Origin of the sequence: Methylobacterium sp. 77 (assembly GCF_000372825.1) — a bacterium.
Classification (GTDB): Bacteria; Pseudomonadota; Alphaproteobacteria; order Rhizobiales; family Beijerinckiaceae; genus Methylobacterium.
This window is the reverse complement of sequence record NZ_KB910516.1, coordinates 3494189-3509750: the sequence shown is the minus strand read 5'-3', so window position 1 is coordinate 3509750 and position 15562 is coordinate 3494189. Positions and strand designations below refer to the sequence as shown.

Below are 15562 nucleotides of genomic sequence, written 5' to 3'. Positions count from 1 at the left end.
ACGAACCGGATCCTCCCGGCCGATTTGTTGTCCTTTGCGACCAGCCGCCCTTCATGACGCTGACATCCCGTATCGTTGCACTGGTCTTGCTCGTTCTGGTCCCCGCCATCGCGGTCCAGAGCTTCAACGAGCATGCGTTGCGCAGCGCGCGCGAAGATGCCGTGACCGCATCCGCCCTGCGCAGCGCCCGTGCGGTCTCGGAGGATCTGGCCCAGTTCGCCGCCGGGATGAGCCAGCTCCTCGACATTCTCGCGGAGGCTCCGTTCATCCGCGACCAGGAGGCCGCGGGATGCACCAGCTTCCTGCGCTCGATCATCAGCAAGCTGTCGGGGGCGACGATCCTCATCCTGGCGGATGCGGAAGGCCACCTCGTCTGCAACAGCCGCGGCATGGAGCGGGGAGCCTATTCCATGGCCGACCGGACCTATTTCCAGAAGGCGATGGTGTCGGGCCTGCCGGTGATTGGCGAATACGTGGTCGGTCGCGGCAGCGGGGTTCCCACCATCCAGTTCGCCTACCCGATCCAGGCGTCCGGCGCCAAATCCTCCGGCCTGCTGATCTTCGGCTTCGACCCGGCCTGGCTCGGAGACCGCCTGGCTCATGCCGGCCTGCCCAAGGACGCCACCGTGACGGTGCTCGACCGCAGCGGCACGATCATCGTCCAGACTCCCGACACGGGCTCCTGGGTCGGTCGAGACATGCCGGCGGCCTTCGCCACTGGCCTGAGCGAGGCGGAGGCCGCCGGAGGCGTCATCGAGATGCCTGACCTCGGCGGAACTCCGCGCATCACCGGAATGGTCCGCCCCGACGGCGCCCTCGACGGCATGACCCTCGCCGTGGGCCTGTCCCGCGATACCGCCTTCGCCGATATCGACGCGGCGACCCGGCGGGGCGTGATCCTGATCTTCCTCGGGACCCTCGTCGCCATCGTCGCTGCGCTGATCGGCGGTCGCGTCTTCATCCGCAAGCCGGTACGGCGGCTGCTCAAGGCCTCCCGCGCCTGGCGCTCCGGCCAATTGTCCGCCCGGTCGGGGCTGACGGGAAGCTCCGAATTCGGCCAGCTCGGCCAGGCCTTCGATGCCATGGCCGTCGCGCTCGAGAGGCACGAGGACGGCTTGAGGGCCGAGCTCGAACGGACGCGATCCCTGCAGGAGCAGCAGGTGACGATGATGCACGAGCTGAACCACCGGGTGAAGAACACCCTCGCCACGGTGCAGTCCCTCGCCCGCCAGTCGCGCGGCGGGGAGGAGCAGGCGGCGCAGCTCGAAGGCCGCATCCTCGCCCTGTCGAAGACCCACGACCTCCTCACGCGCGACGACTGGACCGGTGCGCCGTTGCGGGCGGTGCTCGAGAACGAGCTCAGCCCCTACCGCAGCTCGGCGGACCACATGGAACTCGACGGCCCCGATATCGACCTGCCGCCGCGCTACGTGCTGGCCTTGGGGATGACGGCCCACGAACTCACCACCAACGCCGCGAAATACGGCGCCCTGTCGGGGAGGCAGGGACGCCTGTCGGTGGTCTGGCGCGTCGTCGAGGATGGGGTGGGCGCGCGCCGTTTGGAGATCGAGTGGCAGGAGCGCGGCGGTCCGGTCGTGGCGCAGCCGAAGCGGCGCGGTTTCGGCACCCGCCTCATCACCGGCGGCATCGCCCGCGAGTTGGCAGGCTCGGTCCAGCTCGATTTCCTCGCCGAGGGTCTGCGCTGCCGCATCGACGTGCCGATCGAAACGGTGCCGATGGCCCGTTTCCACTGATCCCGAGCGCGATCCGTTACTTCGCCCCGTTGGGGATGCCCTCGATCGGGCATTCCGGCGTGCCGAGATCGGGGCGGGTGATGGCGCGCACCGCCTCGCGGGTGCCGGCGGGGTCCTCGATCCAGCGACGATAGAAGTCGTAGGGACAATCCGCCTTGCCGGGCTCGTTCTCCTTGGAGTTGATCATGCCGGTGTAGCCACGATGCAGCAGTTTGAAGAGGTGGTTCTCCGACTGCATGTTGGCGCGCGCGTCGCGGATGAGGAATTTCGACAGTGCGGCATACTGGATGCCCATCTCCTCGGTGCCGCATTCGCCCAGGGTCCGGCCGTCGAAGCCGATGATCGCCGAATGACCGAAATAGCTGTAGACGCCGTCGAAACCGGCGGCGTTGGCCACGGCCACATAGGTGTTGTTGGCGAACGCCATCGCTTTCGACATCAGGACCTGCTGTTCCTTGGCCGGATACATGTAGCCCTGGCAGCGGATGATGAGTTCGGCGCCGCGCATGGCGCAGTCGCGCCAGATCTCGGGGTAATTGCCGTCGTCGCAGATGATCAGGCTGATCTTGAGGCCCTTCGGACCGTCCGAGACATAGGTGCAATCGCCCGGGTACCAGCCCTCGATCGGGGTCCAGGGCATGATCTTGCGGTACTTCTGCACGATCTCGCCCTGGTCGTTCATCAGGATCAGGGTGTTGTAGGGCGCCTTGTTGGGGTGTTCCTCGTGGCGCTCGCCGGTGAGCGAAAATACGCCCCAGACCCGCGCCTTGCGGCAGGCCTCGGCGAAGATCGCCGTTTCCTCGCCGGGCACGGCGGAGGCGGTCTCGTACATCTCGGCCGCGTCGTACATGATGCCGTGGGTCGAGTATTCGGGGAAGATCACGAGGTCCATGCCGGGCAGGCCGGACTTCATGCCGACCACCATGTCGGCGATTTTTCTCGCGTTCTCCAGAACCTCGGCCCGCGTGTGAAGACGGGGCATCGTGTAGTTCACGACCGCGACGCCGACGCTGTCGTGGCTCGATGAAATGTCGCCATGCATCATGGTGGGTGCTCCTCGGGGTTACGAACCCTCCCCCCTCCGCGGGGGAGGGTGCCTGCGGAGCAGGCGGGAGAGGGGCAGCACCGCCCCATTCGGAAAGCTCGGCGCCGCCCCGCTCCCGGTCGCTCCGTGACCACCCTCTCCCGCAGAGGGGAGAGGGTTCCATATCGTCAGTGGCTGATCATCCAGGGCCGCGCGTTGGGAAAGCTCTTGGCGGCGGCCGGTTGCTTGGCTTTCGCCGGACCGCAGCAGCCGCAGCCGGCCCCGTGCCCCGACGATTTGCGCGGCGCGTGCGCGCTCCGCTCGTTCGTCGCATGCGCCTTGCGCCGGCCCGCATCCATGGAGGCGAGGTTCGGCGCGGTGAGGAAGGCGCGGCCGCAGGACGACCCGCAATCGGGGCAATCGTGCGGGTCCTTGAACTGCGCCATCGGGCGCAGCACGGTGAACGGCCCGCAGGCCTCGCAGGAATAATCGTAGACCGGCATTCGAGCGCTTCCAGGCAAAGTGTGTGCGGTTTGCCGGCCGGGAAGCGCGGCAAACCAGGAGACTACAGATCCGGCGAGAGCGGCATCTGGATCGAGCCGTCGATATGCTTGATCGGCCCGTCCGCGCCGGGATTGATGTCGAAGTCGAAGATCTTCGTCGGAATCCACAACGTCGCGCAGGCGTTGGGAATGTCGACGACGCCGGAGATATGGCCCTGGACCGGGGCGGTGCCGAGGATCGAGTAGGCCTGGGCGCCCGAATAGCCGAACTTCTTCAGGTATTCGATCGCGTTGAGGCAGGCCTGCCGGTAGGCGACGGTGACGTCGAGGTAGTGCTGCTTGCCGTACTCATCGACGGAGATGCCCTCGAAAATCAGATGATCGTCGAATTTCGGCGTCATCGGCGACGGTTTGAAGATCGGGTTCTTGATCCCGTATTTCGACATGCCGTCCTTGATCAGGCTGACCTTGAGATGGACCCAGCCCGCCATCTCGATGGCGCCGCAGAAGGTGATCTCGCCGTCGCCCTGGCTGAAATGCAGGTCGCCCATGGAGAGGCCGGCTCCCGGCACGTAGACGGGGAAGTAGATCTTCGAGCCGCGCGACAGGTCCTTGATGTCGCAATTGCCGCCGTGCTCGCGCCCCGGAACCGTACGGGCGCCCTCCGCCGCCGCCTTGTCGCGGCCCTCGCCCTTGAGCCGGCCCATATGGGCGGTGGGGGCGAAGGGGAGGGTGGCGAGTGCGGGCACCCGGCCGGGATTGGTGTCGTAGAGCGCCTTCTCGCGGGTGTTCCAGGTCTCCAGCATCTTCGGATCGGGCAGGCAGCCGATCAGGCCGGGATGGATCAGGCCGGGGAAGCGCACGCCGGGGATGTGGCGCGACTTGGTGAACATGCCCTCGAAGTCCCAGATCGACTTCTGGGCCTGGGGGAAGTGTTCGTCGAGGAAACCGCCGCCGTTGTTCTTCGAGAAGAAGCCGTTGAAGCCCCACTGGCTCTCGGGCATGGCACCGATATCGAGGAGATCGACCACGAGGAGGTCGCCGGGCTCCGCACCCACGACACCGATGGGGCCGGAGAGGAAGTGCACGATCGACAGGTCGATGTCGCGTACGTCGTCGGCCGAATCGTCGTTCTTGATGAAGCCGCCGGTCCAGTCGTAGGTCTCGATGATGAAGTCGTCGCCGGGCTTCACCATGGCCACCATCGGGATGTCCGGGTGCCAGCGGTTATGGACCATGTCGTTGTCATAGGCCGACTGCGTCAGGTCGACCTTGATCAGGGTCTCAGCCATCGTTCCGTGCTCCCTTCCCGTGTTATGGGGCATGCCTGTTCGAGGACATGCCTGTTCGAGGACCTGCGTCCCGGCTTGCGCACGCCATGGACCCCACACGCGTGCGCCCTGTCATCGGCTCGGCCTCGCGGCCGCGCCTTTCCGTCAGCGGGCGAGCAACTCCCTGAGAGCCGCATCGACGAGGACGATGTCCGGGCTGGTGCCGCGCGGGTCGCCCGCGAAATGGCCCCAGTCGCTCTGGCAGACGCGCAATTCGGCGTTCGGCATGCGCGAGACTTCGTAGGCGCTGTCTTCCGGCGGGAAGTAGAGGTCGGTCGAGCCCGGCATGACGATCGCCTTGGCCTTGATGCCGGCGAGCGCCTTGTCGAAGTCTCCGCCATAGGCCGGATCGCCGGATATGTCGGCATGCTGCCACGTCCACAGCAACGCGAGGAGATCGTTCGCGTCCTTGGGCAGGAAGAATCCCTCCCAGAAGTAGACGAGGAAATCCTCGAGCGACGAGTAATTCCACGGTACGTCGGCCGGGCGCCCGCCGAAGGGACGCTCCGGCTGCTTCAGGTCGAGTTCCTTGCGGTAGAACGTCTGCGAGAAACCCCAGCCCGCATAGACCCGCGCCATCGCGCGAAGGCCCCGGCGTGGCGGCTCGTCGTACCATCCGTCCTTGTAGGCGGCATCCGCGGTGAGAGCGGCCTTCACGCCTTCGAGGAAGACGAAGTTGTGCCGCGAGCACCGCGCCGCGCCCATGAACGGCAGGATGCGCTCCACCATGTCGGGATACGACGCGCCCCACTGGAACGACTGGGCCGCCCCCATCGACCAGCCGGTCACGAGCTTGATCCGCTCGATCCCGAACCTCTCGGTGACGAGCCGATGCTGCAAGCGGACCTGATCGTAGACGGTCACGGCGGGGAAGCGCGCGCGATCGTAGGGTTCTGCCGTGTTGCTCGGTGACGACGAGACGCCGTTGCCGAGCATGTTCGGGATGATGATGAAATACTGTGCCGGGTCGAGGGCCATGCCATCGCCGATCAGCCATTCGTTGTCGCTGTGGCTGGCGGAATACCAGGTCGGGTAGACGATGACGTTGTCCTTGGCCGCGTTCAGCGTGCCGAACGTCTTGTAGGCGAGCTTGGCGTCGCGCAGGGTCTTGCCGCATTGAAGGACGACATCGCCGAGCTCGAAGATCTCGTAACCGGCCATTGGATCTCCTTCAGACCGAGAGGAAGCGGGCGACCTTGGCCTCGTCGATATCGGCGCGCATCGCCTCGTGGACGATGTTGCCGTTCTCGATGACGAGGACCCGGTCGGCGACATCGAGGGCGAAGCTCAGCACCTGCTCGGAGACGACGATGGAGAGGCCGCGCTCGTCGCGGATCTTCTTCAGGGTACGGCCCATCTCGCGGATGATCGACGGCTGGATGCCTTCGGTCGGCTCGTCGAGGAGCAACACCTTCGGTCGACTGGCGAGCGCCCTCGCGATGGCGAGCTGTTGCTGCTGCCCGCCGGAGAGATTGCCGCCGCGCCGGCCCTTCATCTCGAGAAGGACAGGGAACATCGTGTAGAGGTCCTGCGGAACCTTGCGCTCCCCGGTGACCGTGAGCCCCGTCTCGATATTCTCCTGCACCGTCATGGCGGAGAAGATCATCCGGCCCTGCGGCACGTAGGCGAGGCCCTTGGCCACGCGCTGGTGGCTCTTGAGGGCGGTGACGTCATGGCCGTCCACCGTGATGGTGCCGGACTTCACCGGCACGATCCCCATCAGGGTCTTCATCAGCGTGGTCTTGCCCATGCCGTTCCGGCCCATCACCGCGACGATCTCGCCGGGGGCGATCGAGATGTCGAGGCCGTGCAGGACCTCGCTCTGGCCGTAGGCCGAATGGAGATCGCGGATCGCCAGCATCGGCTCGATGCCGCCGATTATGGAGGGCACCGGGGGCAGGGTGGCCGAGGCGGAACTGGTCTGAAGCATGGCGCCGGTCCTGTTCAGTGGCCGAGATAGACTTCGATGACCTTCGGGTCGTTCTTCACCCGCTCCATCGAACCTTCGGAGAGCACCTTGCCCTGGTGCAGCACGGTGACCCGGTGGGCGATGTCCTCGACGAACTTCATGTCGTGCTCGATCACCAGCACCGAGCGGCCGACGATGATCTGGTTGAGGAGCTCGGCGGTCTTGATGCGTTCGCCGACGCTCATGCCGGCCACCGGCTCGTCGAGCATGAGCAGTTCCGGGTCCTGGATCAGCAGCATGCCGATCTCGAGCCATTGCTTCTGGCCGTGGCTCAGGAACTCGGCCCGCTCCTTCAACTGATCCTTGAGGAAGATCATCGTCGCGACCTCGTGGATGCGGTCGCGGACCTCGGCGTCGCGCTTGAAGGTCAGCGCCCCCCACACCGTGCGGCCGCGGGGGAAGGAGATCTCCAGGTTCTCGAACACCGTGAGGTCGTCGTAGATCGACGGCGTCTGGAACTTGCGGCCGACGCCGGCCTGGACGATGGCGCTCTCCGATATCTTGGTGAGTTCCTGGCCCTTGAACTTGATCGACCCGGTGCTGGCCTTGGTGCGCCCGCAGATCAGGTCCAGCACCGTGGTCTTGCCGGCGCCGTTGGGGCCGATGATGACGCGGATCTCGTTGGGGTCGACATAGAACGAGACGTCGTTCACCGCCTTGAATCCGTCGAACGAGACCGTGAGGGCCTCGACGGCGAGGAGGAATTCCTTCGCGTCGGGGGATTCGCCGATGATCGGCGAGTTCAGGATGGCGGCGTTCATCTCGGTCTCGCTCCTATTCGGCCGGGGTGCCGTGGGGGACGGCCGCGTCCACGGGTTGAAGGGCCTTCACCTTGCGGGTGAGCCGGGGCTCGACGTAGCTGCGGTAGATGCCGGCGAGACCGTTCGGGAAGGCGAGCACGACCGCGATGAACAGGGCACCGAGACCGAAGAGCCAGAGTTCGGGGAAGCTCTCGGAGAAGGTGGTCTTGGCCCAGTTGACCAGCAGCGTGCCCCAGACCGCGCCGAACAGCGACAGGCGACCGCCGACGGCGGCGTAGATCACCATCTCGATCGAGGGCACGATCCCGACGAAGGAGGGCGACATGAAGCCGACCTGAAGGGTGAACATCGCACCGCCGATCGCGGCGAAGGCGGCGGCGAGGCAGAAGGCGAAGACCTTGAAGCCGGCCACCGAGTAGCCCGAGAACCGCACCCGGTCCTCCTTGTCGCGCATGGCGAGGAGGATGCGGCCGAGCTTGGCCTTCTTCACGTATTGCGCCGCCAGGATGCAGCCGATGAGCAGACCGCCATTGATGAAGTAGAGGATGTTGTGGGCGCTGTCGGTGCGGATGTCCCAGCCGTGCAGGGTCCGCAGGTCGGTGATGCCGTTGATGCCGCCGGTATAGCCCTGCTGGCCGACGATGAGGATGGTGAGGATGGCGGCGATGGCCTGGGTGATGATGGCGAAGTAAGTCCCGCCGACCCGGCGCGTGAACATCGCGAAGCCGATCACGAAGGCGAAGAACACCGGTACGGCGAGGACGAGGATCAGCGTCATCGGCAGGCTCTGGAACGGCTTCCAGATCCAGGGAAGTTCGGTGATCTGGTTCCAGTCCATGAAGTCCGGGATGCCGGGCGTCGATTGGATCTTGGTGTTCTCGACGCTGGAGGCCTCGAGCTTCAGGTACATGGCCATGCAATAGCCGCCGAGCCCGAAGAACACCCCCTGTCCGAGAGACAGGATGCCGGCATAGCCCCAGCACATGACGAGGCCCAGCGCCACGAAGGCGTAGGTGAGGTACTTGCCCACCAGGTTGAGGCGGAACGCGTCCAGCGTCGCCGGCAGGACGATGAGGATGAAGGCGGCGAGCAGCGCGAGGCTCACCCACTCCATCGGCTTCATGAAGGAATTGTCGTTCACGGTGAGCGACTTCGACAGGGTCTGGACGGGGCTTGTCATCGGGATGGCCTCCTCAGCGCCGGACCTTGAGGGTGAACAGGCCCTGCGGGCGGACCATCAGGATTCCGACGACGGCAAGCAGCGTCAGGACCTTGGCGGTAGAGCCGGACAGGAAGAATTCGAGGGTCGATTGGGTCTGCGAGATCGAGAAGGCCGAAGCGATGGTGCCGAGCAGGCTCGCGGCTCCTCCGAAGACCACGATCAGGAAGGTGTCGACGATGTAGAGCTGGCCCGAGGTCGGCCCGGTGGAGCCGATCATGGTGAAGGCCGAGCCGGCCACGCCGGCGATGCCGCAGCCGAGGCCGAACGTGTAACGGTCGACCTTCTCGGTATCGATGCCGACCGCGCCGGCCATGGGGCGGTTCTGCATCACCGCGCGGACCTGCTGGCCGAAGCGCGAGCGGTACATCAGCAGGCCGACGCCGACGGTAATGAGGGTGGTGATCGCCATCACGAACAGGCCGTTGATCGGCACCTCGATCGTGTCGGTGACCTGGACCGAGCCGATGAGCCAGGACGGCAGTTCGACGCCGACTTCGCGGGCCCCGAAGATGGTGCGGTAGGATTGCTGCAGGATCAGCGACAGCCCCCAGGTGGCGAGCAGCGTATCGAGCGGGCGCTTGTAGAGATGGCGGATGAGCGTCCATTCGACGATCATCCCGAGTGCTCCCGAAGCCAGGAAGGCCAGGACCATCGCCACGAAGAAGTAGATGCTGAACAGGCCGGGAAGATGGGCCTGGAAGAAGGTCGAGCACAGGTAGGTGACGTAGGCGCCGAGGATCATGAATTCCCCGTGCGCCATGTTGATCACGCCCATCTGGCCGAAGATGACCGCGAGGCCGAGCGCCATCAGCACGTAGACCGAGAACAGGATCAGGCCGGCGAAGCCCTGCATGGCGAAGATCGCGCCGAGATCGCCGAGGGAATAGTCTCCGAACATCCTGGACCTCCGGGCCGTCGCGCCAGTCAGCGAGCCATCGTTCTTGGGCGGCGTAGTCTGCCGCCCCAAGATTTCGGCGGCCCGGCAATCGGCCCGCCGCAGTGTTCAAAGCAAGGCGCGCGCCGCGCCCCGCCAATAGACACGGAGGATTACTGGTAACCCTTGGGGAAGGGGTTGGGCTCGATCAGCGCGGGGCTCTCGTAGACGATCTCGAACTGGCCGCTCGGCAGAGCCTTGGCGACGCGGGTCTTCGACCAGAGATGGTGGTTCGGGTGGATCTTGACGTAGCCCTCGGGCGCTTCCTTGAACTCGATGTCGGGGGAGGCCGCGACGACCTTGTCCACATCGAAGGAGCCCGCCTTCTCCACCGCCATCTTCCACAGGAACGGTCCGAGATAGGCCGCCTGGGTGACGTCGCCGATCACGGTCTTCTCGCCCCACATCTTGTGGAAGGCGCCGACGAACTTCTCGTTGTTCGCGTTCTTGAGCGACTGGAAGTATTTCATGCAGGAATAGGCGCCCGCGATGTTGTCGCCGCCGATGCCGTCGATCTCGTCTTCCGTCACCGAGATGGTCAGCAGGGTCTGCTTCGAGAGGTCGATGCCGGCCGCCTTGAGCTGCTTGTAGAACGCCACGTTCGAGCCGCCGACGACGTCGGTGAAGATCACGTCCGGCTTGGTGAGCTTGATCTTGTTGATCACCGAATTGAACTGCGTGTGGCCGAGCGGGAAATATTCCTCGCCGACGACCTTGGTCTTGAGCACGTTCTCGATGTGCTTGCGGGCGATCTTGTTCGACGTGCGCGGCCAGATGTAATCCGAGCCGATGAAGAAGAACGTCTTGGCGCTCTTCTCCTTGGTCACCCAATTCAGCGATTCGAGGATCTGCTGGGTGGCCTCCTGGCCGGTGTAGATGACGTTCTTGGACTGCTCCAGGCCCTCGTAGAAGGTCGGATAGTACAGCAGGCCGTTATACTGTTCGAACACGGGCAGCGCGGCCTTGCGCGAGGCCGAGGTCCAGCATCCCATCACGGCCGCGCAATGGTCGTTGACGAGAAGCTTCTTGGCCTTCTCGGCGAAGGTCGGCCAGTCGGAGGCACCGTCTTCCTGGATCACCTTGATCTTGCGGCCGAGGACGCCGCCCATCTCGTTGATCTGCGCGATGGCGAGTTTCTCCGCCTGGATCGAACCGGTCTCGGAGATCGCCATCGTGCCGGTGGCCGAGTGGAGGATGCCGACGGTGACCTCGGTATCGGTCACGGCGAGCCCGGTGGTGTTCACCGCCGAGGTCGGAGGAGCCGCGGCGAAAGCGCTGCGCGGCAGCATCGCCATCGCGGGGATGCTCGCCAGACCCATTAAAAGCTTGCGACGCAGGGCCGAGTGCTGTCCGTGCTCGTTGTCGGCTGCCATCGTGCGTGAACCCCTTCCACGAGATACCCCGCCGGCACCTGCATAAGGCGGGCCGTTGCGGACGGCGGAAGCTAGGCGTGATGACGCGGCGCAGCATATACGCTGTTTTGCGTAGGGCGGAGGCCGGGCCCGCCGCGTCCCGGACGTGTCGGCGATTCTTCTTCCCTGTGCGGGGCGCACCTCCCGAACCGCGCCGGGCCTCGACGCGGCCGCCCGCGTGGCTCAATGTCGGGCGGCCTCGCGGCATGGGGATTGCTGACGCAGGCTCGCCTCTCCGGGGAGGGCATGCAGGCTGGAGGCCGGTTCCGGGCCGGCTTTTTTCGCGACGCTGACCGGGCAGACCCACGATTCCATGAGCGGCCGCCAGCAGATTCCCCCGATCAGGCGGGCCTATAACCGCTTCGTCGCGGATGAGACGCTCGAGGATTACGCCCTGCGCTTCACCGCCAAGAAAGCGCGGCGCTGGTCGAGCCTGCGGGTGGCGCAGACGGCGCTGGGCTCGCTCTCGTTCCTGGCGCTCGAGGCGATCGGCGGCACCCTGGTTCTCGCCACGGGGTTCACCAACACGGTGACGGCGGTTCTGTTCGTGGGTGCGGTGATCTTCGCCACCGCCGTGCCGATCAGCCTCTATGCCGCGCGCTACGGCGTCGACATCGATCTCCTCACCCGCGGGGCCGGCTTCGGCTATCTCGGCTCGACCATCACCTCGCTGATCTATGCGAGCTTCACCTTCCTGTTCTTCGCCATCGAGGCGTCGATCATGGCGCTGGCGCTGCAGCTCTGTCTCGGTCTGCCGCTGTGGATCGGCTACGTCGTCAGCGCGATCGTGGTGATCCCCCTCGTCGTCTACGGGATCAGCCTGATCAGCCGGTTCCAGATCTGGACCCAGCCGCTCTGGATCGGGCTCAACCTCCTGCCCCTCGGTTTCATCGCCTGGAAGTCGAGCGCGGGCCTGACCGATCTCCTCGCCTATCCGGGCGCGTCCGAGGCCGTCGGCTCGACCTTCACGGTGGCGGGCTACGTGCTCTCGGGCTTCGATCTCGCCCAGTTCGGGCTCGCCTCCGGCATCCTCCTCGCGCTGCTGGCCCAGATCGGCGAACAGGTGGATTTTCTCCGCTTCGTGCCGCCGGCCAAGGGCTCCGAATCGGGCAGGTCGGGGGGCGATCCGCGCTGGTGGCTCGCCGTGCTCGGCGCCGGTGCGGGCTGGATCCTGCCCGGCATGTTCAAGATCCTGCTCGGCGCCTTCCTGGCGGTGGTGGCTCTGGGGCAGGGCGTGCCTCACGATCAGGCGGCCGAGCCGACGCAGATGTACGTGATCGCCTTCGGCTACGTCATGCCGTCGCGGGAGGGGGCGATCCTCCTCACCGGGCTGTTCGTGGTGATCTCCCAGCTCAAGATCAACGTCACCAACGCCTATGCCGGCTCCATCGCCTGGTCGAACTTCTTCTCGCGGCTGACCCACAGCCATCCCGGCCGCGTGGTCTGGCTCGTCTTCAACGTCGCCATCGCGCTGCTGCTGATGGAACTCGGCATCGACAAGACCCTCGCCAGCACGCTCTCGCTCTATGCCGTGGTGGTGGCGGCCTGGGTCGGCGCGCTCTCGGCGGATCTCGCCATCAACAAGCCGCTCGGATTGTCGCCACCGGGTATCGAGTTCAAGCGGGCGCACCTCTACGCGGTGAACCCGGTCGGCACCGGTGCCTCCGGTCTTGCGCTGATGGCGGGTTTCCTCGCCCATGCCGGCTTGCTCGGGGCCGGGCTCCAGAATTTCGCTCCGCTGCTGGCCCTGGTCACCGCCTTCGCCGCCGCCCCGGCGATCGCCTTCGCCACCGGCGGCCGCTACTACTTGGCGAGGCCCGCCATCGCCGAGTGGGGCGGGCGCGCGGAGATCCAGTGCACCGTCTGCGATCATCCGTTCGAGGGCGAGGACATGGCCCATTGCCCGGCCTATGCCGGGCCGATCTGCTCGCTCTGCTGCTCCCTCGACGCCCGCTGCGGCGACCTGTGCAAGCCGCACGGACGCCTGGAGGCGCAGGCGCAGAGCGCTCTGACCCGGATCATGCCGGCCAAGACCGCGAGCTGGATCGGGGCGCCGCTCGGCCGCTACCTCGCGCTCATGCTCACCCTGGTCTCAGTGATCGGGCTGATCCTCGGCATCGTTCATGCCGGGGTCTCGACGACCCAGCCGGAGCATCGCGAGACCCTGCGCGCCGCGCTCACCAGCGTGTTCTTCATCCTCGTGGTCATCCTCGGCATCGTCGCCTGGCTGTTCGTGCTCGCCCAGGAAAGCCGCCGGGTGGCGCAGGAGGAGACCACCCGCCAGACCGCCCTCTACGAGGCCGAGATCGAAGCCCACAAGATCACCGATGCCAAGCTGCAGCAGGCCAAGGAGACGGCGGAGGCCGCCAACCTCGCCAAGAGTCGCTACGTGGTGGGCATGAGCCACGAATTGCGCACGCCGCTCAACGCCGTGCTCGGCTACGCGCAGCTGCTGGAGGGCGACGACGACATTCCCGCGTCGCGCCGCAACGGCATCCGCGTCATCCGGCGCAGCGCCCAGCACCTGTCGGGACTGATCGACGGCCTCCTCGACATTTCCCGCATGGAGGCGGGGCGCCTCCAGATCCATCGCAACGAGTTCCGCCTCGCCGATTTCCTCGACCAGATCGTCGACATGGTCCGGCTTCAGGCCAATGCGGCCGGCCTCGAATTCAGGTTCTCGCGTCCGCCGGTTCTGCCCGTCATCGTGGCGGCGGATGAGAAGCGGCTTCGCCAGATTCTGCTCAACCTGCTCTCCAACGCCATCAAGTTCACGGAAACGGGCTGGATCTCCCTGGAGATGACCTACCGCAGCCAGGTGGCGATGTTCTCGATCCGCGACAGCGGCCTCGGCATCCCCGAGGGCGACCTGCAGCGGATCTTCGGGCCATTCGAGCGCGGCTCGCTGCCGGCCGCCCGCAACACGCCGGGTACGGGGCTCGGGCTCACCATCGCTCATCTCCTCGCCCAGGTGATGGGCGGCGAGATCACCGTGGAGAGCGAGGTCGGCCGCGGCACCTGTTTCAGCCTCAGGCTCATGCTGGCCTCGGTGCACCGGCCGGCCGGCCCCAAGCCCGTGGAGGCGCCCGAGCGCGCCGCCGGCCCTCGGCGGGAGAGGGCGGCGTATGACGGGTCGGCGCGCGTGGTGCTGGTGGCGGACGACGATTCCTCGCATCGTGCGCTGATGCGCGAGGTGCTCGAACCACTCGGCCTCGTCGTGCTGGAATCCCCCGACGGCCCGCATTGCCTGGCGCTGGGGATGGAGCGCCGGCCCGATCTCATCCTTCTCGACATCGCCATGCCGGGGATGAGCGGATGGGCCGTGGCCAAGGCCCTGCGCGATGACGGGCTCACCTCCAAGATCGCCATCATGTCCGCCAACGTCCATGAGATCAGCCCGATCCGGGGCGACGACGCCCCGCATGACGAGATCATCCCCAAACCCTTCGACCTGCGCGATTTCCTGGAGCGGATCGAGCGGCTGCTGGCGCTCGGCCAACCCGCTCCGCCTCAGCCTCCCGTGCCGGAGGCCTTGCCGAGGAGCGGGAACGGTCGGGAATCCCTGCGCCAGGACCACATCGCCGAGCTGATCCGGCTCGGCCGCATCGGCCATGTCCGCGGCATCGAAGCCAAGCTGTCGGAGCTCGAAGGCCAGTCGGCCATGCCGGCCGAGATCGCCGCGCAGATGCGCGGGCTCGTCGCCTCCTACGACCTCCGGCGCTACGTGCGCATCCTCGAAGGGATGCGCGATGGCTGAGATGCAGCGCGACATCGTTCTCGTCGTCGACGATTCCCCCGAGACGCTGAGCTTCCTCACCGAGGCGATCGAGCGCTCCGGCGCCACCGTGCTCGTGGCCGTGGCCGGCGATCTCGCCCTGGCACTGGTGGAGGAGATCACACCCGACATCATCCTGCTCGATGCGGTGATGCCGGGCATGGACGGGTTCGAGACCTGCCGTCGCCTGAAGGCGCGCAGCGACCTCGCCCTCGTGCCGGTGATCTTCATGACCGGCCTGTCCGAGACCGAGCACATCGTGAAGGGCCTGGAAGCAGGCGGCAGCGACTACGTGACGAAGCCGATCGCCCCCGACGAGATCCTCGCCCGCATCCGCGTGCATCTGGCGAGCGCCCGTGCCGCGCAGAGCGCGCGGGCCGCCCTCGACACCACCGGCCGCACGCTCTTCGCCGTGGATCGCCAGGGTACCGTCCTGTGGAGCACGCCGCAGGCCGCGCGCGTGCTGGCCAAGCTCGGCGATGGGCGCTCGCGCCTGCCCGAGGCCGGCCGTTCCTGGCTCGCCGAGCAGCTCAAGGGCGCCCATGCCGCCGCCGTCGTCCTGCTGGATACGGAGGGTGCCGCCCACAGTCTCAGCCTCATCGGCACCACCGGCGACGAGGTGCTGCTTCGCCTCTCGCGCGATGCTTCCGCCACCGGCATCGAGCGCCTGCGCCGCAACCTGCCGATCACCGCCCGCGAGGCCGACGTGCTGTTCTGGCTGTCGCGGGGCAAGGCGAGCCGCGATATCGGTGACATCCTCGGCCTGTCGCCACGCACGGTGACGAAACACCTGGAGAGCATCTACGCCAAGCTCGGTGTCGAGAACCGCACCGCCGCCTCGATGATCGCCACCCGCTACATCGACGATCAGGTCTGA

The 15562-nt window shown here is 66.4% G+C and carries 12 protein-coding genes; 3 read left to right on the top strand and 9 right to left on the bottom strand.

From position 1 onward, the window contains the following. Positions 1–53: 53 nt before the first annotated feature. Positions 54–1754, top strand: coding sequence for a sensor histidine kinase (locus A3OK_RS0116670; RefSeq protein WP_019906026.1), 1701 nt, complete (start codon positions 54–56; stop codon positions 1752–1754). Positions 1755–1770: 16 nt separating this feature from the next. Here the strand turns inward: A3OK_RS0116670 and A3OK_RS0116665 are convergent, their stop codons facing one another. The 9 genes from A3OK_RS0116665 to urtA form a co-directional block, all read right to left on the bottom strand. Next, positions 1771–2799 carry an aliphatic amidase gene (locus A3OK_RS0116665; protein WP_019906025.1) on the bottom strand — a complete coding sequence of 343 codons (1029 nt, stop codon included), beginning with the start codon at positions 2797–2799 and terminating at the stop codon, positions 1771–1773. A 167-nt stretch (positions 2800–2966) separates the two neighbouring features. Continuing rightward, on the bottom strand, positions 2967–3281 hold the full coding sequence (locus tag A3OK_RS0116660; protein ID WP_019906024.1) for a zinc ribbon domain-containing protein: 315 nt from the start codon (positions 3279–3281) through the stop codon (positions 2967–2969). Between the two features lie 62 nt (positions 3282–3343). Then, complete coding sequence (fmdA, locus tag A3OK_RS0116655) at positions 3344–4573, bottom strand: formamidase (RefSeq protein ID WP_019906023.1); 1230 nt, start codon at positions 4571–4573, stop codon at positions 3344–3346. Positions 4574–4717: 144 nt separating this feature from the next. Beyond that, entirely contained in the window at positions 4718–5773 is a 1056-nt protein-coding gene (locus tag A3OK_RS0116650; protein ID WP_019906022.1) for an alpha/beta fold hydrolase, read from the bottom strand. Between the two features lie 10 nt (positions 5774–5783). Further along, positions 5784–6542: an urea ABC transporter ATP-binding subunit UrtE gene (gene urtE, locus A3OK_RS0116645; RefSeq protein WP_019906021.1), complete on the bottom strand. Its 759-nt coding sequence runs from the start codon at positions 6540–6542 to the stop codon at positions 5784–5786. A gap of 14 nt (positions 6543–6556) precedes the next feature. Next, complete coding sequence (urtD, locus tag A3OK_RS0116640; protein ID WP_019906020.1) at positions 6557–7342, bottom strand: urea ABC transporter ATP-binding protein UrtD; 786 nt, start codon at positions 7340–7342, stop codon at positions 6557–6559. A gap of 13 nt (positions 7343–7355) precedes the next feature. Continuing rightward, positions 7356–8522, bottom strand: a complete 1167-nt coding sequence (gene urtC / locus A3OK_RS0116635) for an urea ABC transporter permease subunit UrtC (RefSeq protein WP_019906019.1) — start codon at positions 8520–8522, stop codon at positions 7356–7358. A 13-nt stretch (positions 8523–8535) separates the two neighbouring features. Continuing rightward, complete coding sequence (gene urtB, locus A3OK_RS0116630; RefSeq protein WP_019906018.1) at positions 8536–9462, bottom strand: urea ABC transporter permease subunit UrtB; 927 nt, start codon at positions 9460–9462, stop codon at positions 8536–8538. A gap of 149 nt (positions 9463–9611) precedes the next feature. Then, complete coding sequence (gene urtA / locus A3OK_RS0116625) at positions 9612–10871, bottom strand: urea ABC transporter substrate-binding protein (protein ID WP_026597342.1); 1260 nt, start codon at positions 10869–10871, stop codon at positions 9612–9614. Positions 10872–11223: 352 nt separating this feature from the next. Between urtA and A3OK_RS0116620 the strand changes: the two genes are divergently transcribed. Both A3OK_RS0116620 and A3OK_RS0116615 read left to right on the top strand, forming a co-directional pair. Then, the gene (locus tag A3OK_RS0116620; RefSeq protein ID WP_019906016.1) at positions 11224–14667 is read left to right on the top strand and encodes an ATP-binding protein; all 3444 of its coding nucleotides are present in this window, start codon (positions 11224–11226) and stop codon (positions 14665–14667) included. Further along, complete coding sequence (locus A3OK_RS0116615) at positions 14660–15562, top strand: DNA-binding response regulator (RefSeq protein ID WP_019906015.1); 903 nt, start codon at positions 14660–14662, stop codon at positions 15560–15562. Before A3OK_RS0116620 ends, A3OK_RS0116615 begins: the two co-directional genes overlap by 8 nt.

What these genes read in the sequence shown, in the direction of transcription:
- urtB (WP_019906018.1), bottom strand. Translation starts at nt 9,462, where the DNA reads ATGTTCGGAGACTATTCCCTCGGCGATCTCGGCGCGATCTTCGCCATG.
- urtE (WP_019906021.1), bottom strand. Translation starts at nt 6,542, where the DNA reads ATGCTTCAGACCAGTTCCGCCTCGGCCACCCTGCCCCCGGTGCCCTCC.
- A3OK_RS0116620 (WP_019906016.1), top strand. Translation starts at nt 11,224, where the DNA reads ATGAGCGGCCGCCAGCAGATTCCCCCGATCAGGCGGGCCTATAACCGC.
- A3OK_RS0116665 (WP_019906025.1), bottom strand. Translation starts at nt 2,799, where the DNA reads ATGATGCATGGCGACATTTCATCGAGCCACGACAGCGTCGGCGTCGCG.
- A3OK_RS0116615 (WP_019906015.1), top strand. Translation starts at nt 14,660, where the DNA reads ATGGCTGAGATGCAGCGCGACATCGTTCTCGTCGTCGACGATTCCCCC.
- fmdA (WP_019906023.1), bottom strand. Translation starts at nt 4,573, where the DNA reads ATGGCTGAGACCCTGATCAAGGTCGACCTGACGCAGTCGGCCTATGAC.
- urtD (WP_019906020.1), bottom strand. Translation starts at nt 7,342, where the DNA reads ATGAACGCCGCCATCCTGAACTCGCCGATCATCGGCGAATCCCCCGAC.
- A3OK_RS0116670 (WP_019906026.1), top strand. Translation starts at nt 54, where the DNA reads ATGACGCTGACATCCCGTATCGTTGCACTGGTCTTGCTCGTTCTGGTC.
- urtA (WP_026597342.1), bottom strand. Translation starts at nt 10,871, where the DNA reads ATGGCAGCCGACAACGAGCACGGACAGCACTCGGCCCTGCGTCGCAAG.
- urtC (WP_019906019.1), bottom strand. Translation starts at nt 8,522, where the DNA reads ATGACAAGCCCCGTCCAGACCCTGTCGAAGTCGCTCACCGTGAACGAC.
- A3OK_RS0116650 (WP_019906022.1), bottom strand. Translation starts at nt 5,773, where the DNA reads ATGGCCGGTTACGAGATCTTCGAGCTCGGCGATGTCGTCCTTCAATGC.
- A3OK_RS0116660 (WP_019906024.1), bottom strand. Translation starts at nt 3,281, where the DNA reads ATGCCGGTCTACGATTATTCCTGCGAGGCCTGCGGGCCGTTCACCGTG.